The sequence below is a fragment of the Vibrio sp. FF266 genome (assembly GCF_041439695.1).
GTDB classification, from domain to species: Bacteria; Pseudomonadota; Gammaproteobacteria; order Enterobacterales; family Vibrionaceae; genus Vibrio; species Vibrio tasmaniensis_A.
Genome location: NZ_JBGOOO010000007.1, coordinates 18,127 through 44,085 on the forward strand (window position 1 = coordinate 18,127; position 25,959 = coordinate 44,085).

A 25,959-nucleotide genomic window follows, 5' to 3' on the forward strand; every position below is an offset into this window, starting at 1 on the left:
GGAAGAAAAAAATGTTAAGAACAGAGCTACTTGAAATCATTGCTAACGGTGAAAACTCAGGTGTTGAATTCAAACGTGATGACATCAGACCAGAACAACTTGCCAAAGAAGTGGTAGCTCTAGCAAATCTACGCGGTGGTCTGATTCTCCTTGGTGTGGAAGATGATGGTTCTATCAGCGGCATCAACAGAGAAAACCTTGAAGAATGGGTTATGACGTCTGTCTTTTCCGCCAAAGTTCACCCTATGATTCTGCCATTTTATGAAGAAATACAAATGGAAGATGGCAAAAGGGTCGCCGTAATATCTCTAACCCAAGGAACTAGCAAACCCTATGTGGTAAGACACAATCAACGTGAAGACGTCTACGTGCGCTTAGGTAGTACATCTCGCCTGGCTAGTCGTGAGGAACAAGCTCGCTTGTATGAAAGTGGGGGAATGCTTCACTCCGAAGTTTTACCCGTAGCGGGGACTTCTTTTGCTTCACTAAGCAGAGAGCGGCTAACTGATTATCTCCAAAACATTCTACAAGAACCTGAAATGCCAACAACCGAACAAGAGTGGATTACACGACTACTTGGGCTTGGTTATCTTGTCGAAGGTGTTGGTGATCAGGTTGTGTGTACTATAGCAGGCTTGCTTTTATTCGGAACTGCTCCGAGGCGCTACCTAAGGCAATCTGGTATTAGACTCATGGTGTTCGATGGTGACAGCATGGAATACCGAGCAGAACTCGACGAGGTGCTTAATGCACCTTTTGTGGGTTTATGGACAACTGAAGGCGGAACGCGTCAGCTTGAAGAAGTTAACTACGGGGTCATCGAACGCTTTATTGACAAAATCACGCCTTTTGTTAGTGAGGAGGCTGACAACATCGATAGTGGTTTCAGACGAGAAAATCAGTGGCATTATCCAAAAGAAGCAATTCGTGAGGCTCTAATTAATGCCCTTGTCCACCGAGACTGGACAAGAATGGTTGATATTGAGGTTGTTGTTTACTCGAACCGAATCGAAATATCGAGTCCAGGAGCGATGCAAAACTCTATGACCATCGAAAAGATGCTCGCTGGACAACGTTCGCCTAGAAACCCTTTGATAGTTGAAGTTATGCGAGACTACGGTTATGTAGATGCGCGTGGAATGGGAGTAAGAACTAAAATCATACCTCTTATGAGGCAACACTCTACTTCAGAACCAGAATTCCAGCTAACCGACGATTACCTGAAACTGACACTGTACCGTTAGTTAAGTTTTAATACCTACAACGATAGGAAATACTCGATAACAAGCTAGCTGCATTGCTACTTATTGGTTTGTGATAATTTCAGGTAAAAAATAATGAACATAGTACAAATTTCACAAGGACTTCTAGCCAAGTTCGATAACTGTCGATTGGTCTTTTGGCAGGACACAGACGAAGAGTTCACCAGCCAACTTGAAGAACTGTCAATCGATGGGATAGAGGTGATCCGCATTGATGACTTCTCTCACTTCCAGGTTAAGGAGCGTATAGAGCTACTTGAGCCTGATACCCGCTTTGTCCTTTACAGCACAAAGGAGACTAGCAAGCCCGAGCGCGACTGGCTCTACGATATCCGCCTGTACTCGGAAAACTTCTATGCTGATTCAAGTTCGATGATCTTAAACGAGCTTGGCATGCGCATGGAGTTTCGACCAGTTGTTGCTAACTATCGCGCCTTCTTTACAAACAAATCTCGTGTTGCTCGCCTTAAAAAGTTATTGCCTCACAATGCTAATAAAGAAGAACTTGAACTGGCGCTCATTGCAGCCACTCTAAAAGTTGAATCTGCGACATTCGTAACCATACTTCTTGACCTACTCGCTAAACTAGCTAGCGGCACTGAATCTCATCCTCTGTTCAAAGAATTAGAGAAATACAACCTAGTAGATACATTCTGGCACTTTGCTTCAAATACCGTTGGGTACAATATTGAAAAAGCAGACAGTGAAGAGAGTCAGCAACAACCTGACCTCGCCGATTTAGCAGCGAAGCTGCTGCTTACAGAATGCTATCAATCTCTAACCAACAGTGGAGTTAGCAATACCTCAGATATCTTAGTTCGCTTTACTCAGCACTTACTGCCAATTTCTTTAAATGAGTTTGGAAAACGAGACAACTCTGAACGTTCTGGAGTCAACTCTTCAAAGAGAGCAACTGCCGTCAGCTTAATCAAAAATATGCGCGAGAACCGCTCTATGTCTGCTGCTTATAACAAGCTAGCAAAAGAGGTAGAACAAGAATTCGAGCTTAAGCAAGTATTGTCAATGGTAAAATCGCCAAGACACTTACAGCGAGTAGAAACGTTCGAATACGCAGAGCAGCAGTTTATCGTTTTACTTGCTCAGCAACTTAATGAGCTGGAGCAAGTTGAAGTAGATGCATTAATCTCTCACCGACTGTCAACTCACTGGACATATCATCAGCCTAACTACTCCTCAATTTTGAAGGCCATTCGCGCAGCTAAGCACTTCTACTCCCTCAAGCATAAGTACATTGATGGATTTGAATACGCCTCTGCGAAAGATATGTATCGAGCGTATGAAAGTGAACTTTACAAGTTCGATTCAGCCTATAGAGAGTTCTGTGAGCACTCGCTAAAAGTCGCTCACAATGGTTCAGACATCCTTAAGATGACAGGGCTAGTTGGCGATATCGAAACACTTTATGTTGACTGGTATCTCCACGATCTTGCTATAGCGTGGGACAAGCTTGTCGATGATGAAGAGCTGTTAGGTAAATGGAAAATTCCAGGCGTTCCAAATCAATATGATTTCTATCGTCATCAAGTGGAAGGGCTTTTCAATACATCTCAGGTTAAAAAGGTCTTCGTAATCATCTCTGATGCGTTGAGATATGATGTGGCTCATGCAATCAGCGATGAGATAAACAACGAAGAGCGTTTTGCTGCTGAGCTAAAATCTCAGCTTGGTGTAGTACCTTCATACACTCAACTGGGTATGGCTTCATTACTACCGTACAACAAGTTAACTGCGCATATTGGTTCAAAAGTTGAGTATAAAGCTGATGGTATCAGCGTCCACGGAACAGAGAACCGCCAGAAGATACTGGCGAAACGCAACGGCTTAGCGTTCAAGGCTTCCGAGGTATTGAGCTGGACAAATGAAGAAGGCCGTAAGAAGGTTCATGATGCGCGTATTGTGTATATCTATCACGATAGAATTGATGCCATCGGCGATAAAGCAGTAACAGAAAATCAAACGTTTGAAGCTTGTGCAGAAACGATATCTGAAATCAAACTTCTTGTAGAGCGCATTATTAACCGATTGAACGGCAGTCGTGTACTAGTCACTGCTGACCATGGGTTTATTTTCAAATCCAGCGATGTGGTTGAGTCAGATAAAACCGCCTTAACTGTAAAACCTAAAGGCGCAGTGGAAGCTAAAAAGCGTTATATCATCGGAGAAAGCTTACCAAGTGAAGACTTTTATCGACAAGCCAAAATGGCAGCAACAGCACACCTGACTATAGACGCTAGCCAACAAGGTGCTGAAAACTGCTCAGATGCAGAGTTCATAGTACCTAGAGGCTCTAACCGCTTTAATTTTGTTGGCGGTGCTAAGTTCATCCACGGTGGAATCATGCCGCAGGAAATTTGTGTTCCTGTCATTCAGGTCAAGCAATTAAAGACAGAGAAGCAGCAAACTAAACATGCCAAAGAGCGAGTACCTGTCGTTCCACTATCGAATCCTATTCGCCTAGTTTCCCTAGCTGATAAAATCGAGCTTTTCCAGGCTGGTGCTGTCGGTAACAAATACATGGCGAGAGAGCTAGAAATTTGGATTGAAGATCCAAACGGTCAAGTAGTCTCTCACAAACAAAAAATGCTTTTTGACGCAACATCTGAAAGGCAAGAAGACCGTAAACGTAGTGTCGTGATTATGCTTAGCGGATCAGGATTTGATCGAACTATCTCATACAAATTGATGATGCGCGACGTAACACAGCCAAACAAAACTATAGACTTGCAACCACATTCAGTAACTATTGATATAGCTATTGAAGATGATTTCTTCTAAGAGGGACTAATGAACGATTACTACGACAACGAAGAAAACATGACTTCATCAGTTGACTCCGAGCAAGAGATCAAAGAAGTAAAGGATGCAGATCTAGACGATCTGATGACTACCGAGTTTAAAGGGCGTGTTGTTCGGAAAGATTTAACGAAACAGCTCAAAGAAGGCGCGAACGTTCCTGTTTATGTACTTGAGTACTTACTGGGTATGTACTGCTCCTCTGCTGAAGACGACTTGATTGAAGCTGGCCTTGCTCGTGTTAAACAGATCTTAACTGATAACTACGTCCGCCCAGATGAAGCAGAAAAAGTTAAGTCACTTATCAGAGAGAAAGGCACACATAAAGTTATCGATAAGGTCTCTGTTCGACTCAATCAAAAGAAAGATGTCTATGAAGCTAGTCTGTCGAACTTAGGCATTAAAGATGCGGTTATCCCAGCCAATATCGTTAAGGAAAACGAAAAACTCTTAACTGGTGGTATTTGGTGCATCGTAACCCTCAGCTATTTCTATGAGGAAGGCCAAAAGACATCGCCATTCTCGGTGATCGGGCTGAAAGCTATTCAGATGCCTTCAATGAACATGCAAGAAGTCTTCGACGCCAGACGTAACTTCAGCATGGATCAATGGCTGGACATGCTGCTTCGCTCTATTGGTATGGAGCCAGCAAATCTGGAACAAAGAGCCAAATGGCACATACTTGCTCGCATGATCCCATTTGTAGAAAACAACTATAACGTATGTGAACTTGGCCCTCGTGGTACTGGTAAATCACACGTTTATAAAGAATGTTCTCCTAACTCTCTTTTGGTATCTGGCGGTCAGACAACAGTAGCTAACCTTTTCTATAACATGTCCTCACGTCAGGTGGGGCTAGTAGGCATGTGGGACATCGTTGCATTTGACGAAGTGGCTGGTATTCGATTCAAGGATAAAGATGGCGTCCAGATCATGAAAGATTACATGGCTTCTGGCTCATTCAGCCGAGGTCGCGATTCTATAGAGGCGAAAGCCTCCATGGTGTTCGTCGGTAACATTGATCAGAGCGTAGAGACTTTAGTAAAGACTAGCCACTTACTAGCTCCATTCCCAACCGAGATGATCGACTCCGCATTCTTTGACCGTTTCCACGCCTATATACCAGGGTGGGAAATACCAAAGATGCGACCAGAGTTCTTTACCAATCGCTTTGGCCTTATCACTGACTACTTGGCGGAATACATGCGAGATATGCGTAAGCATACCTTTGCGGACGCCATAGATAAGTTCTTTAAGCTAGGTAACAACCTCAACCAACGTGATGTGATCGCGGTTCGCAGAACAACGTCTGGTCTACTAAAACTTCTTTTCCCACATGGTGAGTACAATAAGGAAGACGTGCGCATTTGCTTGACTTATGCATTAGAGGTTAGACGCCGAGTGAAGGAGCAGCTCAAGAAAATCGGTGGTATGGAGTTCTTCGACGTGAACTTCTCATACATTGATAATGACTCACTAGAAGAGTTCTTCGTAAATGTTCCAGAACAAGGAGGCTCACAAATTATTCCTCCAGGAATGCCAAACGCAGGTGTTGTTCACTTTGTAAGTCCAGGAACGGCAGGAAAGCTTGGAGTATTCCGAATCGAGACTCAAAAGACTGCTGGTAATGGAAAACTGACAACTTCAGGCCTTGGCTCAGATACTGAAGCCAAAGAACAAGTAAAGGTAGGATTTGAGTACTTTAAGGGCAATTTATCTAGGATTGCCGCTAACAACCAGTTCTCAGATCATGAGTTCCACCTACACTTTGTCGATTTGCAACTGTCTGGAAATAGTCATTGTTCTAGCTTACCAGCGCTAATAGCGAACTGCTCTATCTTGCTTGGCAAGCCGATGCAGGAGTCGATGGTCGTACTTGGGTCTATGACCTTAGGTGGAGTTCTAAACCCTGTGCAAGACCTCGCTGGTTCAATGCAGGTAGCCCTAGAAGCAGGTGCAACTAAAATCCTAATCCCAATGGCCTCGGCTACCGATATTCCGACTGTACCTGCGGAAACATTTACCAAGTTTCAGGTTAGCTTCTACAGTGATCCAGTGGATGCAGTTTATAAGGCGCTGGGAGTTAGCTAGTCAGCCCAAGTCCCCAGGAAAGCCACGTGCTTTCCTGGAATTTAATCGAGCCTGTATACTCGCTTGATGCTGAAATTCTAAGATGTGGATTTTTACCAACAACTGAGCTGTATTAGGATTCATCATGATCTCTAAACCTCGTTTCAACCGAGGAGTCCTTCTTATGTCGATTCCGAACCGACACATTTGATCGCTTAGCTAAACGCCTCTCTTTGCGCTCCTGCTTCTCTTGCTCCGCTTTTAGCTTTCTCTGAGCCATTAACGTTTTTGCGTGCTTCGACGCTAGCTGATTCCTTAGAATCTGTTTGGAAACAAAACCTTCGCTTTTTTCTGAGTTCTTGATTTCCCCGTACTTTTCATTGAACTCATCGACCATCCTATCCACCAGCTCAGCAGCAGCATTAGCTTTGTTAGTAGCATCCAAAAGCTCTTCATCAATATCTAATTTATCACTGACTAGCTTCTCTTCATCCCCTCGCGCTGCTTTTACCGCCTTTAGGTGCATGTTGGCAGCTCTCTTGGCATAGCGGGCACGCCTGATTTCAAGTTTCGCCAACTCTTCGTCAGAGAGCTCTTCTTCAAGAGTTTTGACCTGAGCTTCAAGGTCAGAAATCTGTTGCTTACAACCCAAGATCTTTTCCTCAGCAGACATGATTCGTCCAGAAGGTTCTTTGCCAGTTTCTATCGCTGTGATTCGCTTCTTAATACGTCGAATCATAGCTTCAATCTCATCAATTTCTGTATTCTGAGGACGGCCTGTGTGTCCAACACCTTTTTGCTTATTCAACGTTGGATCAGGTGTTACGAAGATCACATAGTCGGGCATCTCCTCACGCCCTTCTTTGTCTTCAATTAAGCGAACTAAAGCGATAGCCTTTTCAAGCTTTTCTGCCTGTTTCTGGGTGAGTTCCTGAACAGTTCGAGCAGGACGCCCTCTACGGGATTTATTCATTTCAACAACTTGCTGAAGCGCTTCCGCACTATCTTTGGTAACAAGATCAACCAGATCTCGATATTTAGTATATTCGCGCCTACATGCACGCACAGCCTTTTCATACTCGGATAATTTGGGTCTTCCAGCCATACTTACTTCATGCCTATCACTTAACGAACATGTTTAAATAATATATTTAAAGTATTATTTAAACAAACCTTTTAAGCTGACAGTAAGTAATATTCGTTCTTGGTTGTGTAGACTGTTGCGGTCATAACGTTGAAATTCACTTGTAGTCTGGGCTTATTCGCACGCATAAAAACAGCTTCAACTGCTAAAAGGTAACGAATGGGAGACAACCAGCCTCTCCAAGTTTAAACGCTCTCCCACAAATGGGAGACGGCCAGCCTCACCACGTTTAAATGGTCTCCCACGAATGGGAGACGGCTTGCCTCACCAAGTTTAGACGGTCTCCCACGAATGCGAGACGACCAGCTTCACCAAGTTTAAACGGTCTCCCACTAATGGGAGACAACAAGCTTCACCAAGTTTAAACGATCTCCCACGAATGGGAGACAACCAGATTCACCAAGTTTAAACGGTTTCCCACGAATGGGAGACAACCAGCTTCACCAAGTTTAAACGGTCTCCCACGAATGGGAGACAACTAGCTTCACCAAGTTTAAACGGTCTCCCACGAATGGGAGACGACCAGCTTCACCAAGTTTAAACGGTCTCCCACGAATGGGAGACGACCAGACTCATCAAGTTTATGTGGCATCCTACGATATAGAGAACGATAAAACATACCCGTTAATAACATACGAAAAGCAATACTGTTAGCCAGTAAAAGGGGGCTTTCTACGGGATCTTGGTATAGCAATGACGTCGTCGATCTAATAATGAGTTATACATTACGAACGAATTTTTTATTGCCTCTACACATTAGTCATGAAGGCTTATAATTAAACCATGCTGCATCTCACGCGCCTCATGCACATCATCTATATCAATAATGATGTTAAGCTCATCGTTTAACTCGCGAATGAGAATGTCAACCTTGTCATCTTCACCAAAGATCTCCTCCTCTAAGAATTCACGAGTGGCAGGTTGGCCAGCATCGATTTTCTCCTGAATTTCGCGAGCTTGGCTCTCTAACTGAACCTTGATTAGTTTAATAAATAGACTGATTACGAATGACATATTCATGTTGTTACCTTTATTTTAATTATTAGTAGTAATGAGCCCTATACTAGGGCCTATAGCTGATAAGTTATTGTTTAATTTAGACTCTGAACTTTAGTTAATGCTATTAACTACTTCTTCTGCAAATCCTAGCAAGTACTTTCTAAATCCACCGTTTTTCTTTATGTCGTTGACTTTCGCATACTTCCATCTCTTCTCGCAGGAAAGCGCTTCAGTCTGAACATAAACAGTTAGTTTCACATGCTTAACGTCACCTATGTAAGTTTCATCTCCAGATTCCATACTTACGTCATAGCCATTAATTTCTTTAGTTATATACATAATTCTCTCATTTAATTTTAATTATTAATTACAACAAACCGCCCTTTAAACCGACATAACAGGCTCGAAAGCTAGCAAAACCAACCACTAATCCATTTATTATTTTTAATAAATTAACTAATAAAAACCTAAAAGACTTCTGGTTAATAAATGGAAAACTCAGGGTTTTTGATGTCAAGTTGGAATAACAAGTGGTCGTAATAGATTCCCGACACTCCTGTAACAGCAAGCATTCTGCGTGAGTTTCGGTAACTAATATGTAACATACTCGCTAGTGTTTGAGCACAAGCATTTCTTTTCTTATTAACGTAACCAAGTTCCTTAAGCAAGTTATCTAGCTCTTGGGCACTAAGCTTAGTTTTTGATAGCAATTCGTGAGACGCAATCATAAACGTGACCTACATTTACTATAATTCCACCATGTAAAAATGGTATCACGGCAACCAAAAACAATCAATATATTTGATATATTATTTAAGATAAGCCTTAATGATTTTTACGTACTTTGATTCTTTGAAGACATACACGTTTAAAGACCGTCCCTCGATCACACGCTTATCCCTCTTCCCTGTCGTCTCGTAGCCAGCTTTGAGCAGGATTTCACTTATCAGTTTTTGAAAGTAGGATATAGTAGTCTCCGATGTGATCCAAAGGTTTCGTGGTAAAGGCTTATTAAATGCACGTGTATCCCTTTTGGCAATTTTAAGTGCTTGCGCTGCTCTCTGTTTCGTGACGATGAACTCCATCCCTCTATCCACACAACTATCCGCAAGCTTACCTTTGCTGCCTTTCGCTGTAGAGTCGATGCCCCCCCTAATGTTTTTCATGCCCTCAAGAGCAAGAGCAAGCATGCTAGCTGGATCTATTACCGCATGATGGACAGCTATAGAAAAGTCATTGCAGAAATGAACTTCAGCCTCAGTGATTCCCTCAATACCTGTTTTTTGTTGAATCGTGAACTTTTCAAGCGAAAAACGCTCTTTCCTAGTCAACCCTTTTCTAGCTTGTTTTTTCCTCTTAAGACAATCCGCTTCAGCTTCTGTTATTTGCTTAGCACTACAAATAAGGGCGATTTCCTCTGCCTGAGCTTCATTTTCGAGTTCTTTTAGATCATCCTTCATCTCTTTTTCTTCCTCTTCAGACAATGCAAGTGATGGATGCTCGACTAAATTGAACTTAAGTGCCTTAAGAGTTGCTGGAAGAGTGATCGCAATATTACTAGTCAGAAGCTCATGCTCGGTCATGTACTCCGCTTGCATACGCTCAAATGTTGGTACAAACTTTTTTGATTTGAAAGGCTCAAGATAATCTTGCTCAATCTGATATCGTGTGTTCAATCCGTATACAAATTCAGTAGCAGTTCTAAATCTGCGCGGGAACTGGATCAAGTCTGTTGGTGCCAAAACTCCATTTGAGATAATAAATACTCTGTCACAAACATGATGAGTCACAGACACGCCACGAACCGTGGTCGGAGAGCAAAAAACACATTGGTAATCCTTCTCTATCAACTCATGATCTGGTTCTCTCATAAAGGTGACCTGAGGTTCGTTATCACTGGTTTCAGAGTTGATGACCAAAAAACCTTTCTCTAAAGCCGTTTCTTCATTTAGCTTTAGACGCTTCAGGAATGCTTTCTGATCTCTGATACTATCAAACATCACAACGACCTTTTCATCACCCTTTTCTACCGCTTCAAAAGCCTCATTCAAGACAACCTCTTTTGAAGCCACGCTAGCAGTGATATGGCTGTAGTCTGAGTCGATGTTGTAAATTTTGATATCTGGGCGAATCTCAGCTAAAAATCGAGCAGTGATTGGTGAAATATCAGCATCAGTAAGAGCCAGCTTTGGGGCTCTGCTTATAACCTGAACTAAAGCATCGAATAACAACTCTCGCTCTTTAGTCGTCATCATCTTATCTTTTTGATAGCTTGGAATCAGGTTACTTCGAAGGGTGGCTTCAATCTCATCACCAATCACAAGCTCGCTTCCAAGAGCATGATTAAAAAACACTCTGCGACTTAGCGACGGAGCGCATACAGACAATGCCTGAGCATACATTTCTACGGCAGCATGACCTGCTTCATAGCTTGTAAAACCCTTACCTGTGTGCTCATGTACCTTGTCATTTTTTCTGTTTATAGCGCGAAGTGGCGAGAAAAAAGTTACATTTTCACCCTTCTCGATAGCTTCAACAGTCATCGGATCAGTGAGAAGTGTCTGCTTGCCTAAGCCTGCCATCGCTTTTAAAGCTAATGCACCATTTCTATCAATTTCTGACAAGTTAGAGACATTTATTATATTTGATAAATTATTGAACTGATCAAAAAAAAGGTTTTTTTGTACAGCTTCTTCTAATCTTGAGTTTTTGCTACTCATGATTTCTACAGCCACATCTGCATCAATACCGTAACCTGATAGTTTTCGAACCATTGTGGCTTCACTTTCTTCTACGCCCATACGAGCTTGTACAACTTTCTCTAGCTCCCTCCGATGGCAAGTTTTGTTAGATATTACAAACATGCGTGCATACATTTTGAGAGTGTCATCGAATGAAAATTTTTCTCCCGTACTAAACAAATGGATATCTAGCTTTGTTGAGTTCATCTGCTCAATAACACTATCTGCAAACATATCATCGTTGGTTACAACCACAAACTCGAACTTTTCAATGGTTCTGTAGTACTCAACAACCTGGCTAACTGTGCATTTGTTCTTAACGGGCTCAATCACAAATACCCCCCTGTAATCTTTTAGAAAGGTGGGAACTGGAACACCGTTTAGTATGTATGCCTTTACCTTTTTACCTGAAGTTAGGTCTGGCTCGTTGTAAGTGAAATGCGGATCAGTGTGAATAGCTTTTTGTTTTTTATTCTTAGCGTTCATATTGAATCTCTATAGTTATTGTAATGATTCATCTCTGTATACCTTTACACTAACATGACAGACTGTCAGATCTCAACATTATATTTAAAAAATTAATTAAAATATTTTTAAAGCCCTGCTACGCAGGAATTAAACGATGTCACCTTACCGCTTCTATCGCTTCTTCTTAAAATCTTCTCAGTTTGCCTTTAAATAGTATATATATGAAGGAAAGTGAGAAGATTCCCGAGCAGGGCAGGAAAATCGATTCATTCCTGCTTTAGCAGGGGGAAGGCTCAGGGGAAGACCTTGTCAACACAAAGTAAACCGAACAATTTTGAGTCGTGTTTACCATCATTTTTACAACGGACGTAGGTTTCAACATTCACGTGACTGTTCAATAGCTTGGAAGAGCGCACTTGCTGCTTTTGCTGACCCAGCTTGTCCAGGTTGTAATACAGTTATATTTGCTCCGACCTGCACAACAACTGAACCATCTTTAGTCAAGTGCATTGAAGCTACAGCTTGCTCAGCAACGCCTTGCAGCTCCTTTGCAATCACCGATCTTTGTTCTTTCGTCAGATCAAATTCACTCATATACATTCCCTAGGTAGCATTATTAATGGCACTAGCTTCGATTCCGTTATACGCCTAGCTATTTTTCATCTCTTCAAAAGCACGCCCCTGCTTGCACCAATGTTCTAGAATATCTTCAGCCGTGTCAAACTGGCTATCATTCTTACTTAACTTTTCTTGAGCATATAGAAACAACTTTGAATCAATCTGAACTTCCCTTGTCATTAGCTCATTAGTACGATCTCCGTGCAACAAGATAAAATCAGCAACTCTCTGACTCTTCTTTCTCAGGTTTTCTCGCTCTGGAAAGATGTACCCACCTTGTACTGTGTAGTGTTTTTGAGTATGAAACACAAGACGTTTGATGGTTACCGAGTTAACCCCAACATACTCTGCAAAAGTTTGATAGGCTTTACGGAAAATACCCGCAGTATAACGCTGACCTGTATCAGCCAACTCTGTTAGCTTGTTGTTGTAGTCCGTGGGATTTGCTTTAAGATGATTGCTTAAGCTGGCATTTGGAAACACGTATTTGCAGTCAAATTTGCGTGCTTTAAGTTCTAGGAGTACATTCTGAGCCTGCCTGTTTAACGGCGCTTTATACATTCCTTCAGCATTTTTCAGCTTTTCAGCCGCCTCTTCATCACTCCAACTAACCTCTTTGCAATCATCAGAAACTTGGTGCCATTCAATACTTACAGCGTCACTTGGACGCCAGCCCGTGAATAGCAGTAACTCAAAAAAACACGCTGCCACAAACATACTTTGGTTCTCTTTGTGCACAAACTTGTTGACGCCGCGATATGCCTTCATTTGAGCGATTGCACTTAAGATTGAGGGTAAATGGACAGTATCGATCGTTTCAGCTTTACGCCCTGTATAGCCATTATTGAAAAACCATTTTTTTTGGGTTCGAAGGACATCAACGGGATTTCGTTGAACAATTGGCATTTCATCTTCATCGAGATAAACAGCCGCAGCCATCCTATATAGAGCATCAACATGTCGCATTACTTTGTCAGCAACTTTACCTGTGTGACGCACTTTGATGCTCTCATGCTCTTTGATGATATCGTCTTGCCTGATGCTGAGAATGTTGCGCGTCTTAAATTTGGGGCTCATGGCTTTCAAAAAGCCATTAACAGATTTGAGGCTCGAATCTTTTAAGTCGCGCTGAGAGATGTAGTCGTTATGAACGGACTCAAGGCTTGCCGACAAGTTTTGAGAGTAATAGGCAACTCGCGGATCTTTACCTAGCTCCATGAGATTGTGGAACTCAGAAGCGATATTTCTTGCTTCATAAAGATGCATCTTGGATGGGTCGCCCACACTTGGTCTAAGCACACTACCGTTGCTACCCTTTATACGCCCTTCAATAAAATAGGCCCCTTTACCTTTAGGCGAAACCCTAAGCATCAGTCCATTAGCTTTCTTATGCGTATCTTTAAATAAGCGACTTCCAGCACCTTCTTTTTTCAGCTCATCTTGCACCCAGCTCTCGCTAAAATTACATGCAATTTTTGGCATAAAAATTCACTCCTGACCATGTGTTTTTTCAACATATGTTCAACAGCCTGCTCTTTTTTCAACGGATTTTCAACAAAATTTATTAGCAACCATAAATATCCTGAAGCTTCAAAAGCTCAACTTTCGATCATTTATTTATATATATCAATAAATTAACCAAGGAAGACGTCAGGATATTTATAGGAATTTATATCAACCAGCATTCAGACTTTGGATTATTCGCTTTGCCAACATGCAAATGCCTCCTCTGCGGTGAACTTGCCATCAAGCAGTGCACGACCAACAATCACACCCGCAACGCCGCTGCCTTTAAGTGCTTCGATATCAGCTAGGCTGCCAATGCCACCCGATGATTGGAATTGCACTTGTGGGTACTGTTTACAGAGATCAACATAGAGCTCTACGTTTGACCCTTCTAGCGTGCCATCACGTGAAATATCAGTACACAGAACGTGTTTAAGGCCAACCGTGAGGTAATCTTCAATTAGCGCTTCAATGGTCACGCCTGAATCTTCTTGCCAACCTGAAATCGCGACTTTACGTGTGCCGCTTTCGTCAATATTGATGTCCAGAGCCAGCACGATTTTTTCCGCACCGTACTTCTCCATCCAACCTTTAACCAACTCAGGTTGCTTAACTGCCGTAGAACCAACCACAACGCGCTGTGCGCCAGCTTCTAGTAGATCAACGACATCTTGTTCGTTACGCACGCCACCACCAATCTGGATGTTCGCAGGCGTGCTAGCAAGGAGCTTAGCAATCAAGTCTAACTGACGAGCCGTTGTGTCTTTTGCGCCCGTTAAGTCAACAAGGTGCAGCCAGCCAGCGCCAGCTTGGTGATACAGATTAAACTGCTCTGCTGGGTCTACTTTGTATTCTGTTACTTGCCCGTAGTCCCCTTGGAATAAGCGAACTACTTGGCCTTCAATTAAATCTAACGCGGGAATAATCATTTACATTCCTTATAGGGCAACGTTAGCCGCTGCCAAATCCTTATTACAATTCCAAGAAGTTCTGAATCAGCTTAGAGCCAGCTTTTGACGAACGTTCTGGGTGGAACTGAACACCATAATAGTTGCCACTTTGCACTGCGGCAGTAAACGGATTGCCGTAATCACATTGTGCGATTGTGTAGTCACCCACTGGCATTGCGAAGCTGTGTACAAAGTAGAAGTACTCGCCCTCTTCAATATCTTTGAATAGAGGGTGGTTAGGTGTCGCGGTTACTGTGTTCCAACCCATGTGTGGTAATGGCAAATCACCCGTTTCAAGTAAACGAACTTCGCCATCACACAATCCTAGGCATTCAACTAACTCGTCAGCTTTTTGGCCTTTCTCTTGAGACAATTTGCCTAACAACTGCATACCTAAACAAATACCTAGCAGGGGCTTCTCTACTTGCTTCACAAGAGAAACAAGGTCGCGCTCTTGCAAGTTCTTCATTGCCTCACTTGCTGTGCCTACACCGGGTAGGAATAGCTTATCGGCAGCAAGAACAACTTCTGGTTCTTTTGAAATTTCAACTGCGTAGCCTAGACGTTCAATCGCAAACTTCACCGAGGAAACATTGGCACAACCAGTATCAATAATAACGACTTTTTGATCTTTCATTGTTTTTCCTTGCTAACGTTAGCCTTACAGAACGCCTTTGCTGCTTGGTAACTCGTTACCTTCAACTTTGATTGCTTGGCGAAGAGTACGGCCAAACGCTTTGAATAGGCTCTCAATGATGTGGTGATCATTATTACCGTCAGAAGAAAGGTGTAGCGTACAAGCCAATGTATCGGTTAGAGAACGGAAGAAGTGAACCACCATCTCTGTTGAAAGGTCACCCACTTGCTCGCGGCTGAATTTAGCATCGAACTTCAGGTATGGACGGCCAGAAAGGTCTAGCGCACACTGAGCCAAACACTCATCCATTGGTAGGCTGAAACCAAAGCGGCCAATACCACGTTTATCGCCTAATGCATCTTTCAATGCTTGGCCTAAAGCAAGTGCGGTATCTTCTACTGTGTGGTGATCATCAATGTGCAGGTCGCCCTTCACAGTCAGGTTCATTTGGAAACCGCCGTGTGTCGCGATTTGATCAAGCATGTGATCGAAGAAACCCATGCCAGTATCAATCTTGTTGTCACCGGTTTCATCAAGGTTTACGGCTACCTTAATGTCGGTTTCTTTAGTGGTACGAACCACTTCAGCAACACGAGCATTAACCGTCAGATCTTTAACGATCTGTGGCCAGTTAAGCGTGCCTTCAGTTTGCGCATCTGGTCCGTATTGGATACCACGAATTGCCATGTTCTCAGCAAGTTGAAGATCCGTCATTCGATCGCCAATCACGACTGACTTTTGGAAGTCAACTTTACCGCCTTGTAGGTATTCTTTAACCATACCCAGCTTAGGCTTGCGGCAAGAGCAGTTGTCTTCATCAAAGTGAGGGCAGATTAGAACATCATCAAACTTAACGCCCTGAGACTCAAAGAACTCCATCATCATATTATGTGGAGCATCGAACTCTTCTTGCGGGTAGCTATCTGTGCCTAGACCATCTTGGTTAGTCACCATCACTAAGCGATAACCTGCATCTTGCAGTGCAAGTAGGCTAGGGATCACTAACGGTTCGAATTTTAGTTTGTCTAAACGGTCTACTTGAAAGTCAACTGGCGGCTCAACAATTAAGGTGCCGTCACGGTCTATAAAAAGTATTTTCTGTTGTTTACTCACTTGAACTTCCTTTTAATTTTAAATCTGCTGGCCTAGCTAAAATCAACGCTAACCCAAAATATTGGTTTCACTTGCCAGCCTGCAATTAATCCACTCAAACTGGCAAATGTTATTACTGGTAAACCTTTCGTTACTGATAAAAGTTACGAATGAATCCAAGTGTCTTTTCGCACTCTTCGCGATTACCAATACTAATACGAACACAGTCTTCAATTGGTGAATTACGCAAAATGATGCCCGTATCCCAAGCCGCTTTAAATAACTCATCGCCGTTCGGGAATTTAACCAGTAGGTAGTTACCCCAACCATCAAATACCGTCACTTGAGGCATACCTAATAGACCTGCTTGTAAATACGCTCGGTTAGCACTTAAATCCAGAACTTGGAACTTAGCACGCGCTAGTCCTTGCTCTGAAAGTGCTTGAACGGCAATGTCAGCAACAGGGATTGGCACTGGATAAGGAGCAATCACCTTTAACAATACATCGATAAGCTCTTTGTTCGCTAGCGTAAAGCCACAACGTAAACCCGCTAAAGCAAATGCTTTCGAGAGAGTTCGAAGAATCGCTAGATTCGGATACTGAGCAAGCAAATCCACCGTTGATGCTTCAGGGCAGAAATCGATATACGCTTCATCCATCACCACAATCGCTTTGTCTTGTGTCATTTCAAGCAGTTTAACGATGTCTTTACGGTTAACTAAGTTACCTGTTGGGTTATTTGGACTACAAACAAACACCACTTTTACGTTGTCAAGTTGAGCTTCAATAGCAGGAAGATCCAATTGCCATTCAGAAGTCAGAGGCACCACTTTACGCTCAACACCAATCGTCTCTGCACTGATTGCGTACATACCGTAAGTGGGTGGGCAGTAAAGAATAGCGTCTTCGTTCGGCTCACAGAAAGCACGAATCAGTAGTTCAATGCCTTCGTCAGCACCACGAGTAGTCAACGTTTGCTCTGGTGCAACACCCGCATATTGAGCGTAAGCATCGATTAGCTCTTTAGGCTGACACTCGCTGTAGCGATTAAGTCGAGTCAGATTTAAGGTGTACTCGTTATCAAACGGAGATTCGTTGGCGTTCAACCATACATCTCCGCTGCCACCAATGCGTCTTGCAGACAAGTAAGGTGTTAGAGCCTGAACTTGTTTTCTTGCTAACTTTTCCATGCCCTACCCTTATTTCGCTTTATTTAGCTGTTCAAATCGATTTAATTTTTCAACTCGGATGGTCACCGCACGTTTGTGTGCGTCCAAACCTTCGGCTTCCGCCATTGTGACTACCGTTGGCGCTAGGCCTTGTAAGCCATCAGCTGTTAACTCTTGTACCGTCATACGCTTAGAGAAATCCGCCAAACCTAGGCTTGAATAAGTCTTGGTATAGCCGTAAGTCGGAAGAACGTGGTTTGTGCCTGATGCGTAGTCACCTGCAGATTCTGGAGACCAGTCACCCAAGAAGATTGAACCAGCATTGTCTAGTAACGGCAGTAATTCTCGTGGACTCTTGGTCTGAACAATCAAGTGCTCAGGACCATAGAAATTCGAAATCGCAATCGCTTGAGTGATCGATTCAGCAATGATGATTAGACTTGAAGCCAATGCTTGCTGAGCGATGTTCGCACGAGACAGCTCTTTCAATTGCTTCTGAACCGCATCGGTTACTTGGTCGGCAATAACTGGTGATGGTGTTACTAATACAACCTGTGAATCTGGCCCGTGTTCAGCTTGGCTCAGTAGATCAGCAGCAATGAAGTCAGCATCCGCAGTTTCGTCTGCAATCACTAACACTTCAGACGGGCCAGCAGGCATATCAATCGCAGCGCCACGGAAGTCGTTACTTACTTGGCGTTTAGCTTCCGTTACGTAAGCGTTACCTGGGCCGAAGATCTTATCAACCTTAGCCACGCTCTCGGTCCCGTACGCCATTGCAGCAACCGCTTGACCACCACCAACATTGTAAACCTCATCGATTTTACAAAGATTAGCGACATACAAGATTTCATCAGCAATTGGCGGAGGTGAGCAAAGCACAACCTTACGACAACCCGCAATTTGAGCAGGTACACCTAACATAAGAACCGTTGACGGAAGTGGCGCGCTGCCACCCGGAATATAAAGTCCAACAGTATTAATCGCGCGCGTCACCTGCTCACACACAACACCAGGCTGTGTTTCAACCTTAATTGGCTGTGGCTTTTGAGCTTCGTGAAACTTAGCAATGTTGCTGTAAGCTTGCTCCAACGCTTGCTTCATCTCTGGTGTTAGACGAGCACATGCCTCTTCGATCTCACCCGAACTAACTCGGATAGATTCTGGAGTCACACCATCGAACTTTTCAGTCAGTTCCTTAAGTGCGGCATCGCCTTCATTTCGTACTTTTGCAATAACATCAGAAACAGTCGCTGTGATGTTTGCACCTTCAGTAATAGCTGGACGCTCTAATACCGAGTCTTGCTGTGATTCACTTAAAGATTGCCAAACAACGGTTCTCATCGTCACTACCCCATCATTTTTTCGATTGGTAATACTAGAATCGAGCTTGCACCCAACTCTTTCAGCTGTTCCATAGTTTCCCAGAACAAGTTCTCTGTACTTACGAGGTGAACGGCAACTTTGTCTTTGTCTGTAGATAGAGGAAGAACCGTAGGATCTTCAGCCCCAGGTAGTAGAGCTTTGATTTGCTCTAGCTGAGACGTTGGTGCGTGAAGCATGATGTACTTCGACTCTTTCGCTTGTTGAACACCCTGCATACGAGTCAGTAGTTTTTCAATCAATGCCGTTTTGTCTGCATCGAAATCACCAACACGTTGAATCAGTGTTGCTTTAGATTGGAAGATAGCCTCTGCTTCCTTTAGACCGTTTGCTTCTAGCGTTGCACCTGTAGAAACTAAATCTGCGATAGCGTCTGCTAGACCTGCGCGAGGGGCAACTTCAACTGAGCCAGTTAGCATACAAGCGCTGAATTCAACACCCTGCTCGTCCATGTAGGCTTTTAGTAATTGTGGGTAAGTTGTCGCAATACGTTTACCCGCTAGGTCTTGTGGGCCGTTGTATTCTTCATCTTTGTTGATTGCGATAGAAAGGCGGCAACCACCGAAGTCTAAACGACGTAGTGTACGAAACTCTGAAGGCTCCTTTAGAGCGACACGGTCTAGGCGAACTTCTTCTAGTTCATTCTCACCGATAAAACCAAGGTCAACCACACCATCCATGATAAGGCCTGGGATGTCGTCATCACGAACGAGTAACAAGTCGATTGGCATATTTAGTGAATGAACAACTAAGCGCTCACCCATGATGTTAAATTTCACACCACACTTTTTAAGTAGATCTTGGCACTCTTTACTTAAGCGACCTTTCTTTTGAATTGCGATTCTTAGGCGTTGTGTCTGCATTGCTGTATCCCTGTGCAAATATTTGAATTTATTGATTATTTAAAAGTGCTAAAACTAAAAAACCCTCGGAAGACTTTGTCGTCCCGAGGGTTTAAATCTAAATTCTTTGACTTAACCTCCGGGAGAATTCTTGCTCCCGGGTATACGTAAATCTCCCCGAAAGACTAGATAGGGTGATGATGGTGATGAATGTTCATTACTAATTTACGCATACTTATCAGCTCTTAGGTTGTTTGCTGTCTTGTCTCCACACTAACTAAGCTGACACCCTTTTTCAACCATTTATTCGAACTTTTTTCACGAAATTTAAAATTAAATTAACGAACACAAAAAAAGGGAGGCAAACGCCTCCCTTCTCATTATTCAATCAAATGATGATTAGCTTTTACACGTTGCTATCTTGCAACGAGAGAAATAAGCCAATGCAAAACATACCGCAACAAACGTTAGAGACGCTGCGCCAAATGCAATGCCAGTTGATGATGTCATTCCTAGGGTGATAAAACCAATACACGATACGAACGCCACAGACAGCGCGTAAGGGAGCTGAGTCGATACGTGGTCAATGTGGTTACAACGCGCACCTGTAGAAGACAGAATCGTTGTATCCGAGATTGGAGAACAGTGATCACCAAATACAGAACCCGCAAGAACCGCACTTAGCATAGGAAGAATTAGCGCGATGTCAGAGGCAGCAGCCATGTCACCCGCAATCGGTAACATGATACCGAACGTACCCCAAGATGTACCTGTCGAGAACGCCATTAGGCCAGCAAGAAGGAACAAGATAACCGGTAGCCAGTGGTAATCGATGTTACCTGTTGCTAGAGAGGATAGGTACGAACCTGTTTTCATGTCGCCAATAACAGAACCAATCGTCCATGCAAATACAAGGATAAGGATAGCGCCAAACATTGAGCTTGCACCAATCCACATTGTTCTTGTGATATCAGCCATAGGCAGTTTCTGTTTGAATACCGTTGCTAGCGCAACGAGTAAACCAATAACACCACCGTAAACCAGAGACTTACCTACATCTGTATTTTCAAATGCACCAAGCAAGTTGAATGCTTGACCATCAGCAGTAAGCGCTTGGCCACCGGTGTAAAGCATTGCTGCAACCGTCGCGACGATTAACGCTACGATTGGCATAACGAGATCAGAAACAGAACCGTTTTCGCTCTCTTGAATATCTAGCTCTTCGTTTAGATCGTGCGCTTGCTTTTGATCATTATCACCTTCAAAACCACGGCCTTGAGAGGCTTCAATCTCATGCTCGCGCATTTTGCCAACATCTAAACCAAACCACGCAACGGCAAACACCATTAATAGTGCGAACACAGCGTAGAAGTTCATTGGGATAAGGCGAACGTAAGCACCCAGTGCAGAATACTCTGTCACACCGTGTGTCACTAAGATGCCACCAATGATAGTGATTATGTAAGCACCCCAGCTAGAAGCCGGCATGATCACACACATAGGAGCAGCAGTTGAATCTAGGATATAAGCTAGCTTAGCGCGAGATACGTAGAAGCGGTCAGTTACAGGGCGAGAGATGGCACCTACCGCTAAGCTGTTGAAGTAATCATCAACAAAGATGAATACGCCTAAGAAGGCAGCAAGTAGTTTTGAACCACGTTTGCTCTTAACACGAGACTGTGCCCACTCAGCGAATGCGCGAGTACCGCCAGACAGTGTTAATAATGCCGTTGTCATTCCAAGGATAATTAGGAAAGCAACGATGCTCATGTTCCAAGTGTTAATACCACCATCTTCGATGAAAACACCAGATACTTTAGTAAAGACGTAGCTAGCTGCGTTACCTACTGAGTAGTCAGCAAGTAGAATCGCACCCATGACGATACCGACACCCAAGGAAACTAATACACGACGGGTAACAATAGCAAGAGTCAAGGCAACCAAGGGAGGAAGCAGCGATAAAGGCGATGTTGCAAAATCTATTAAATTCATGATCTTCAAAAACCAGTTTTTTATTTGGCTAGAGATCTACTGCAGATAAACTTGATACGGCTTATCAAGCTCATGTTGAACTAAGCGAAAGGGAAGTGAACACTTCACCCAACCCTACAGTAGCGCTCCATAGTTTAAAATTAAGACTATGGCAGTGTTGTACCTATTGAGCACAACCCCAGCAAATTGCTTAGATATACAATTTACTTCGGCAATTACACCTTTCATTCCCGTTCATTGGCATCACCCCAACGAAAACTACTCTTTATAATTGCACCTCTACGTGCGGTAACATTATTAACCGTGTAAACCAGAGTTTAACAACAGATTAACCAAAGCACCGCATCAGGTAGCCGCAATTGTACCCATCAATAGCAACAATGCAACATATCATTCCGAGAAAAATAGTTTTTTGTTAATGAAGTAATCAATAGAAGAATAGTCAACTTTTACGGATTACTCCACTTAACACATATCAGATCTCACCTGTTTTTTTTAAAGATATTCTTAATAGTTATTATAAGTTCATTAGAGGTCTATCTTTTCATCTTAAAGCACTCGTCTCATTTTTTTATTTAAATAACTAATAGAAGAAATACTATTTGTTTTATTCTTAGCCTCTGTTTATTATTAGGAGGATTATTTAGTTTACCTTGATGGGAAATATCATGTCTGAATTAACAAAAACTCTATTAAATATCCGTAGCCTTCGTGCGTTCTCACGTGAATTAACTCTTGAGCAACTTGAAGAAGCGCTAGACAAGCTGACTATTGTTGTACAAGAACGTCAAGAGTCTGAAGCTGAAGAACGCGCAGCAAAAGCAGAGCAAGAAGCTAAACTTTCTGCTATCGCAGAACAAATTGCAAAAGACGGAATCGATGTTGCCGATCTTATTGCTGCACTTTCTGGTGAAGCAAAATCTAAAACAACAAAATCTAAACGTGCTCCTCGCCCTGCGAAATACAAATACGTAGACGCGAATGGCGACGAGAAAACTTGGACAGGTCAAGGCCGTACGCCTTCAGCTATCCAAGAACAACTAGATGCTGGTAAATCTCTAGAAGAGTTTGCTCTTTAAGGCATCGAGTTTGCTAAGTGAATAATCAATAACCCACTAAGCAATAGAATTAATATTTAAGTCGACTAAAGTATTATTTACGGCTTCAATATATTCAGAAACAAAAAAGGCTCCTTTCGGAGCCTTTTTTATATTTCACTATTAGAAATATAAATCAAAAAAATGCCTTATCTTTCCCAGTACGCTTCTTCTAGACTATCTTCTCTTTCAGGAAGGCCTCGAGATAATCGTGGCGAGTGCTGAACTAATACTTCATAACTTGCGCGGTTTGAATATTTACAAACTTGTGAGAAAGAAGAATACGTCAAGAATGAATGCTGATGCTTACTTGAGTTAGGCACATTTTCTTTATGGTACTTATTAGCGGCCATATCATGTAATAGAGCAGACAACGCAGCATCACCGGCACCATTAGTATTCTTAATCTTTTCTGGGCCGCCCATGTAAGGTGCGATATGCGAATAGATTTTCGTTGGATTTTCGCATAAATCTTTATGTGCGGGACGACTAAACTCATAACGGTTAAATTCAGCAATCGAGCCTGGTAACAACGGTAATGATGTTTCACGCTTCACTGCATCTTCTGTGTAACCCGCCATAAACAAGCCCACAGGGCCTGCTGTACATAGAACTAAGTCTACCCAATCTAGTGCTTTGTCTGAAGCAGCTAGAGGATCGCTTTCACCAGTTAATGCTTCAGCCTCGTCTTCGTTCATTGCAACAACGGTTACATGTTGTTCAAGGAAATCTTTCCAAAACTCTGGATCATCTTGAATAACGAATTTAGTACCAAGCGTTAAAACAACAGGTACATCGTATTTCTTCGCGTACTCAATAGCTTTCATTGTTGCTTCAGGCATAGGGTCACCTGGTTTACAACGAACTAAATACGCCGTTAATACTAAAGCAGAAGCACTTTTGAAAATTTTCTCAGGGATGCTTTCTGGTTTTAATTGGTTCATTTGTCCTTCGCTAATTGCGAAAGTACGTTCACCATCTTCTGTAATTAATGCAAAGCAGCGACCAATTGCGCCATCTACCCCTTGTAAATGGTTCAGATCCATTCTGCTTGATGTATTACATAAATAGCGGTAACCGTAGCTACCAATTTTAATATCTTGGCTCATTACACCTAACAGTGTTGAACGGTCATCCGCCAATACTGAGTAATTGTGTAATGTGTTACCGATCGTGCCACCTGCGTATTCATTAGTGATCAGGCACTGTTCTTTTAATTCTTGATACAAAGATTCAGCAGCTTCATCACCAATAACCAAAGAGTGTCCCTTACTTAAGCCATATTTCTCGATTAGCTCAGAACTCACCTTTGCTTCAATATCCACCAAAGTTTGGTCAATACCGATAATATGGGTACGTGACATTCTTTTGCTCGTTTGAGCTTGGCTTACTAAAGGGTCACGAGCGTGAACCGGAAAATAGTGCTTTGATTTACGTTGTCCAGGGAATTTCATAGGGCTAGTCTAAGTCAAGGGGAAATAGGTGGCGGATTCTACCGCGCTATATTTAACGCGGCAATCTTTCAAACTATAGCAAACGTTTGCTAGGCTATTTTTTTATTCGCCTTCCATAAAGCTAAGATCAGGCAGCATGCCCAAATGCTCGGCGTAACGTTTCTGATTAAACTCTGCGCCGTTTTTCATTACATCAAATACTTCAATTGCCAGTGCACATGCCATCGCTGCAATTGCCTCTTCACGAGGTGTACCTGTCATCATTAAACGCATTAGCGTCTCTTTAACTTTTACTGGTTGTCCATCTTCAAGTTGGTTCTCGATAATCTCGATCAACTGTTCTTCTTGCATAAACTCATTTTGTTCAGACATTTTTTATCTCAGCTCTTGGATTTTGAGCGACTATGCCACATATAGATCTGACATCCTAGCGAGTCTCCTCGCGTTCATGCGATTCTCTAACGAAGTCAGCGCATTATTTGTGCAAATGAAACTGTGATTCCGGTCTCGGATCTGTCACGGTGTTTCTCTTTCTGTTAGAATCTGCGACCAAGTAATAGTAACGGTGTTTAGACATGTCAGATATCAGCTCTGGAAACAGCGAAAAGAAAGTAATTGTCGGTATGTCCGGCGGTGTAGATTCGTCAGTATCGGCGTATCTTCTTCAGCAACAAGGCTATCAGGTAGAAGGCCTTTTCATGAAAAACTGGGAAGAAGACGATAACGAAGAATACTGCACGGCAGCTGAAGACCTTGCTGATGCTCAAGCGGTATGTGACAAGTTAGGTATCCACCTTCACACTATCAACTTTGCAGCAGAGTACTGGGATAATGTATTCGAGTACTTTCTGGAAGAATACAAAGCGGGTCGTACACCGAACCCAGATATCCTTTGTAACAAAGAAATCAAATTCAAAGCATTCTTAGAGTTTGCGGATGAAGTATTAGACGCAGACTACATCGCGATGGGTCACTATGTTCGTCGTACTTTCCCAACACAAGAAGAGCTAGACGCTGGTGCGAAGCCAGAAATGCTACGCGGCCTAGACGGCAATAAAGACCAAAGTTATTTCCTTTATACGCTAAGCTCAGATCAAGTGGCACGCAGCCTATTCCCTGTGGGTGAATTAGAGAAGCCAGAAGTACGACGTATTGCTGAAGAGCAAGACTTGATCACTGCGAAAAAGAAAGATTCAACAGGCATCTGCTTTATTGGTGAGCGCAAGTTCACTGAGTTCTTAGGCAAATACCTACCCGCTCAACCGGGAAACATCGAGACACCAGAAGGCCAAGTTATTGGGCAACACCAAGGCTTGATGTACCACACACTAGGCCAACGTAAAGGCCTGCATATCGGTGGCACCAAAGGTGGCGGCGGTAATGAAGAACCATGGTTTGTTGGTGAAAAAGATCTTAAACGTAATGTTCTGATCGCGGTACAAGGTAAAGACCACCCTCTTTTAAAATCAGAAGGTTTGATCGCTTCTCAGCTTCATTGGGTTAATCGCACACCAATTACTGAAGTTATGACGTGCACGGTAAAAACACGTTACCGTCAGACCGATATTCCTTGTACAATCATCCCAATTGATGATGATAACATTAAGGTTATTTTTGACGAACCACAAATTGCGGTGACCCCAGGTCAATCAGCAGTGTTCTACCTAGACAACGTATGTCTTGGTGGTGGTATCATTGAAAAGCGCATCTAACCAATAA

At 42.9% G+C, this 25,959-nt stretch carries 21 protein-coding genes, 1 riboswitch and 1 other annotated feature; of the genes, 5 read left to right on the plus strand and 16 right to left on the minus strand.

The features are described 5' to 3' along the window. The first annotated feature begins 11 nt into the window (after positions 1–11). The 3 genes from ACED59_RS07675 (at position 12) to brxL (ending at position 6,167) form a co-directional block, all read left to right on the plus strand. A complete protein-coding gene (locus ACED59_RS07675; RefSeq protein WP_371704869.1) occupies positions 12–1,244 on the plus strand; it encodes an RNA-binding domain-containing protein in 1,233 nt (410 codons plus the stop codon). A 93-nt stretch (positions 1,245–1,337) separates the two neighbouring features. Continuing rightward, positions 1,338–4,058 (plus strand): BREX-1 system phosphatase PglZ type A, encoded by a 2,721-nt coding sequence (gene pglZ / locus ACED59_RS07680; protein ID WP_371704870.1) that lies wholly within the window; start codon positions 1,338–1,340, stop codon positions 4,056–4,058. Between the two features lie 69 nt (positions 4,059–4,127). Next, a complete protein-coding gene (gene brxL, locus ACED59_RS07685) occupies positions 4,128–6,167 on the plus strand; it encodes a protease Lon-related BREX system protein BrxL (RefSeq protein ID WP_371704878.1) in 2,040 nt (679 codons plus the stop codon). A gap of 112 nt (positions 6,168–6,279) precedes the next feature. Here the strand turns inward: brxL and ACED59_RS07690 are convergent, their stop codons facing one another. From ACED59_RS07690 to ACED59_RS07755, 14 genes are all read right to left on the minus strand, one after another. Then, positions 6,280–7,251: a hypothetical protein gene (locus tag ACED59_RS07690; protein WP_371704871.1), complete on the minus strand. Its 972-nt coding sequence runs from the start codon at positions 7,249–7,251 to the stop codon at positions 6,280–6,282. 795 nt (positions 7,252–8,046) lie between these two features. Then, positions 8,047–8,310, minus strand: a complete 264-nt coding sequence (locus tag ACED59_RS07695; protein WP_168780455.1) for a hypothetical protein — start codon at positions 8,308–8,310, stop codon at positions 8,047–8,049. A gap of 90 nt (positions 8,311–8,400) precedes the next feature. Next, a complete protein-coding gene (locus tag ACED59_RS07700; RefSeq protein ID WP_045378150.1) occupies positions 8,401–8,628 on the minus strand; it encodes a hypothetical protein in 228 nt (75 codons plus the stop codon). 143 nt (positions 8,629–8,771) lie between these two features. Next, positions 8,772–9,017: a hypothetical protein gene (locus ACED59_RS07705; protein WP_371704872.1), complete on the minus strand. Its 246-nt coding sequence runs from the start codon at positions 9,015–9,017 to the stop codon at positions 8,772–8,774. 81 nt (positions 9,018–9,098) lie between these two features. Beyond that, on the minus strand, positions 9,099–11,516 hold the full coding sequence (locus tag ACED59_RS07710; protein ID WP_371704873.1) for a hypothetical protein: 2,418 nt from the start codon (positions 11,514–11,516) through the stop codon (positions 9,099–9,101). A 357-nt stretch (positions 11,517–11,873) separates the two neighbouring features. Then, positions 11,874–12,092 carry a hypothetical protein gene (locus tag ACED59_RS07715; RefSeq protein ID WP_168780452.1) on the minus strand — a complete coding sequence of 73 codons (219 nt, stop codon included), beginning with the start codon at positions 12,090–12,092 and terminating at the stop codon, positions 11,874–11,876. Positions 12,093–12,146: 54 nt separating this feature from the next. Then, positions 12,147–13,598, minus strand: a complete 1,452-nt coding sequence (locus ACED59_RS07720; RefSeq protein ID WP_215796785.1) for an integrase arm-type DNA-binding domain-containing protein — start codon at positions 13,596–13,598, stop codon at positions 12,147–12,149. Between the two features lie 215 nt (positions 13,599–13,813). Further along, positions 13,814–14,551 carry a 1-(5-phosphoribosyl)-5-[(5-phosphoribosylamino)methylideneamino]imidazole-4-carboxamide isomerase gene (hisA, locus tag ACED59_RS07725; RefSeq protein ID WP_012604374.1) on the minus strand — a complete coding sequence of 246 codons (738 nt, stop codon included), beginning with the start codon at positions 14,549–14,551 and terminating at the stop codon, positions 13,814–13,816. A gap of 43 nt (positions 14,552–14,594) precedes the next feature. Beyond that, positions 14,595–15,209 (minus strand): imidazole glycerol phosphate synthase subunit HisH, encoded by a 615-nt coding sequence (gene hisH, locus ACED59_RS07730; protein WP_008223538.1) that lies wholly within the window; start codon positions 15,207–15,209, stop codon positions 14,595–14,597. Between the two features lie 24 nt (positions 15,210–15,233). Beyond that, positions 15,234–16,322, minus strand: coding sequence for a bifunctional histidinol-phosphatase/imidazoleglycerol-phosphate dehydratase HisB (gene hisB, locus ACED59_RS07735; protein WP_017098159.1), 1,089 nt, complete (start codon positions 16,320–16,322; stop codon positions 15,234–15,236). Positions 16,323–16,452: 130 nt separating this feature from the next. Continuing rightward, positions 16,453–17,493 (minus strand): histidinol-phosphate transaminase, encoded by a 1,041-nt coding sequence (gene hisC, locus ACED59_RS07740; RefSeq protein WP_017098158.1) that lies wholly within the window; start codon positions 17,491–17,493, stop codon positions 16,453–16,455. A gap of 9 nt (positions 17,494–17,502) precedes the next feature. Further along, positions 17,503–18,822 carry a histidinol dehydrogenase gene (hisD, locus tag ACED59_RS07745; RefSeq protein WP_017098157.1) on the minus strand — a complete coding sequence of 440 codons (1,320 nt, stop codon included), beginning with the start codon at positions 18,820–18,822 and terminating at the stop codon, positions 17,503–17,505. Beyond that, positions 18,822–19,718, minus strand: a complete 897-nt coding sequence (gene hisG / locus ACED59_RS07750; protein ID WP_029223133.1) for an ATP phosphoribosyltransferase — start codon at positions 19,716–19,718, stop codon at positions 18,822–18,824. The genes hisD and hisG overlap by 1 nt, the downstream gene beginning before the upstream one ends. Before the next feature lie 53 nt (positions 19,719–19,771). Further along, positions 19,772–19,907 (minus strand) — a sequence feature (His leader region). A gap of 189 nt (positions 19,908–20,096) precedes the next feature. Beyond that, positions 20,097–21,689: a Na+/H+ antiporter NhaC family protein gene (locus ACED59_RS07755; protein WP_029223134.1), complete on the minus strand. Its 1,593-nt coding sequence runs from the start codon at positions 21,687–21,689 to the stop codon at positions 20,097–20,099. A 112-nt stretch (positions 21,690–21,801) separates the two neighbouring features. Further along, positions 21,802–21,979: riboswitch (Lysine riboswitch) on the minus strand. 378 nt (positions 21,980–22,357) lie between these two features. Here ACED59_RS07755 and ACED59_RS07760 point away from each other — a divergent pair. Then, the gene (locus ACED59_RS07760; RefSeq protein ID WP_012604381.1) at positions 22,358–22,768 is read left to right on the plus strand and encodes an H-NS family nucleoid-associated regulatory protein; all 411 of its coding nucleotides are present in this window, start codon (positions 22,358–22,360) and stop codon (positions 22,766–22,768) included. 167 nt (positions 22,769–22,935) lie between these two features. Here ACED59_RS07760 and ACED59_RS07765 read toward each other — a convergent pair whose 3' ends face one another. Then, complete coding sequence (locus ACED59_RS07765; protein ID WP_009848810.1) at positions 22,936–24,240, minus strand: inosine/guanosine kinase; 1,305 nt, start codon at positions 24,238–24,240, stop codon at positions 22,936–22,938. Positions 24,241–24,342: 102 nt separating this feature from the next. Then, positions 24,343–24,612 carry a hypothetical protein gene (locus tag ACED59_RS07770; RefSeq protein ID WP_004734567.1) on the minus strand — a complete coding sequence of 90 codons (270 nt, stop codon included), beginning with the start codon at positions 24,610–24,612 and terminating at the stop codon, positions 24,343–24,345. A gap of 203 nt (positions 24,613–24,815) precedes the next feature. Between ACED59_RS07770 and mnmA the strand changes: the two genes are divergently transcribed. Beyond that, complete coding sequence (gene mnmA / locus ACED59_RS07775) at positions 24,816–25,952, plus strand: tRNA 2-thiouridine(34) synthase MnmA (RefSeq protein WP_017098156.1); 1,137 nt, start codon at positions 24,816–24,818, stop codon at positions 25,950–25,952. Positions 25,953–25,959 lie beyond the last annotated feature (7 nt).

What these genes read in the sequence shown, in the direction of transcription:
- ACED59_RS07675 (WP_371704869.1), top strand. Translation starts at nt 12, where the DNA reads ATGTTAAGAACAGAGCTACTTGAAATCATTGCTAACGGTGAAAACTCA.
- pglZ (WP_371704870.1), top strand. Translation starts at nt 1,338, where the DNA reads ATGAACATAGTACAAATTTCACAAGGACTTCTAGCCAAGTTCGATAAC.
- ACED59_RS07690 (WP_371704871.1), bottom strand. Translation starts at nt 7,251, where the DNA reads ATGGCTGGAAGACCCAAATTATCCGAGTATGAAAAGGCTGTGCGTGCA.
- ACED59_RS07695 (WP_168780455.1), bottom strand. Translation starts at nt 8,310, where the DNA reads ATGAATATGTCATTCGTAATCAGTCTATTTATTAAACTAATCAAGGTT.
- ACED59_RS07700 (WP_045378150.1), bottom strand. Translation starts at nt 8,628, where the DNA reads ATGTATATAACTAAAGAAATTAATGGCTATGACGTAAGTATGGAATCT.
- ACED59_RS07705 (WP_371704872.1), bottom strand. Translation starts at nt 9,017, where the DNA reads ATGATTGCGTCTCACGAATTGCTATCAAAAACTAAGCTTAGTGCCCAA.
- ACED59_RS07710 (WP_371704873.1), bottom strand. Translation starts at nt 11,516, where the DNA reads ATGAACGCTAAGAATAAAAAACAAAAAGCTATTCACACTGATCCGCAT.
- ACED59_RS07715 (WP_168780452.1), bottom strand. Translation starts at nt 12,092, where the DNA reads ATGAGTGAATTTGATCTGACGAAAGAACAAAGATCGGTGATTGCAAAG.
- ACED59_RS07720 (WP_215796785.1), bottom strand. Translation starts at nt 13,598, where the DNA reads ATGCCAAAAATTGCATGTAATTTTAGCGAGAGCTGGGTGCAAGATGAG.
- hisA (WP_012604374.1), bottom strand. Translation starts at nt 14,551, where the DNA reads ATGATTATTCCCGCGTTAGATTTAATTGAAGGCCAAGTAGTTCGCTTA.
- hisH (WP_008223538.1), bottom strand. Translation starts at nt 15,209, where the DNA reads ATGAAAGATCAAAAAGTCGTTATTATTGATACTGGTTGTGCCAATGTT.
- hisC (WP_017098158.1), bottom strand. Translation starts at nt 17,493, where the DNA reads ATGGAAAAGTTAGCAAGAAAACAAGTTCAGGCTCTAACACCTTACTTG.
- hisG (WP_029223133.1), bottom strand. Translation starts at nt 19,718, where the DNA reads ATGCAGACACAACGCCTAAGAATCGCAATTCAAAAGAAAGGTCGCTTA.
- ACED59_RS07755 (WP_029223134.1), bottom strand. Translation starts at nt 21,689, where the DNA reads ATGAATTTAATAGATTTTGCAACATCGCCTTTATCGCTGCTTCCTCCC.
- ACED59_RS07760 (WP_012604381.1), top strand. Translation starts at nt 22,358, where the DNA reads ATGTCTGAATTAACAAAAACTCTATTAAATATCCGTAGCCTTCGTGCG.
- ACED59_RS07765 (WP_009848810.1), bottom strand. Translation starts at nt 24,240, where the DNA reads ATGAAATTCCCTGGACAACGTAAATCAAAGCACTATTTTCCGGTTCAC.
- ACED59_RS07770 (WP_004734567.1), bottom strand. Translation starts at nt 24,612, where the DNA reads ATGTCTGAACAAAATGAGTTTATGCAAGAAGAACAGTTGATCGAGATT.
- mnmA (WP_017098156.1), top strand. Translation starts at nt 24,816, where the DNA reads ATGTCAGATATCAGCTCTGGAAACAGCGAAAAGAAAGTAATTGTCGGT.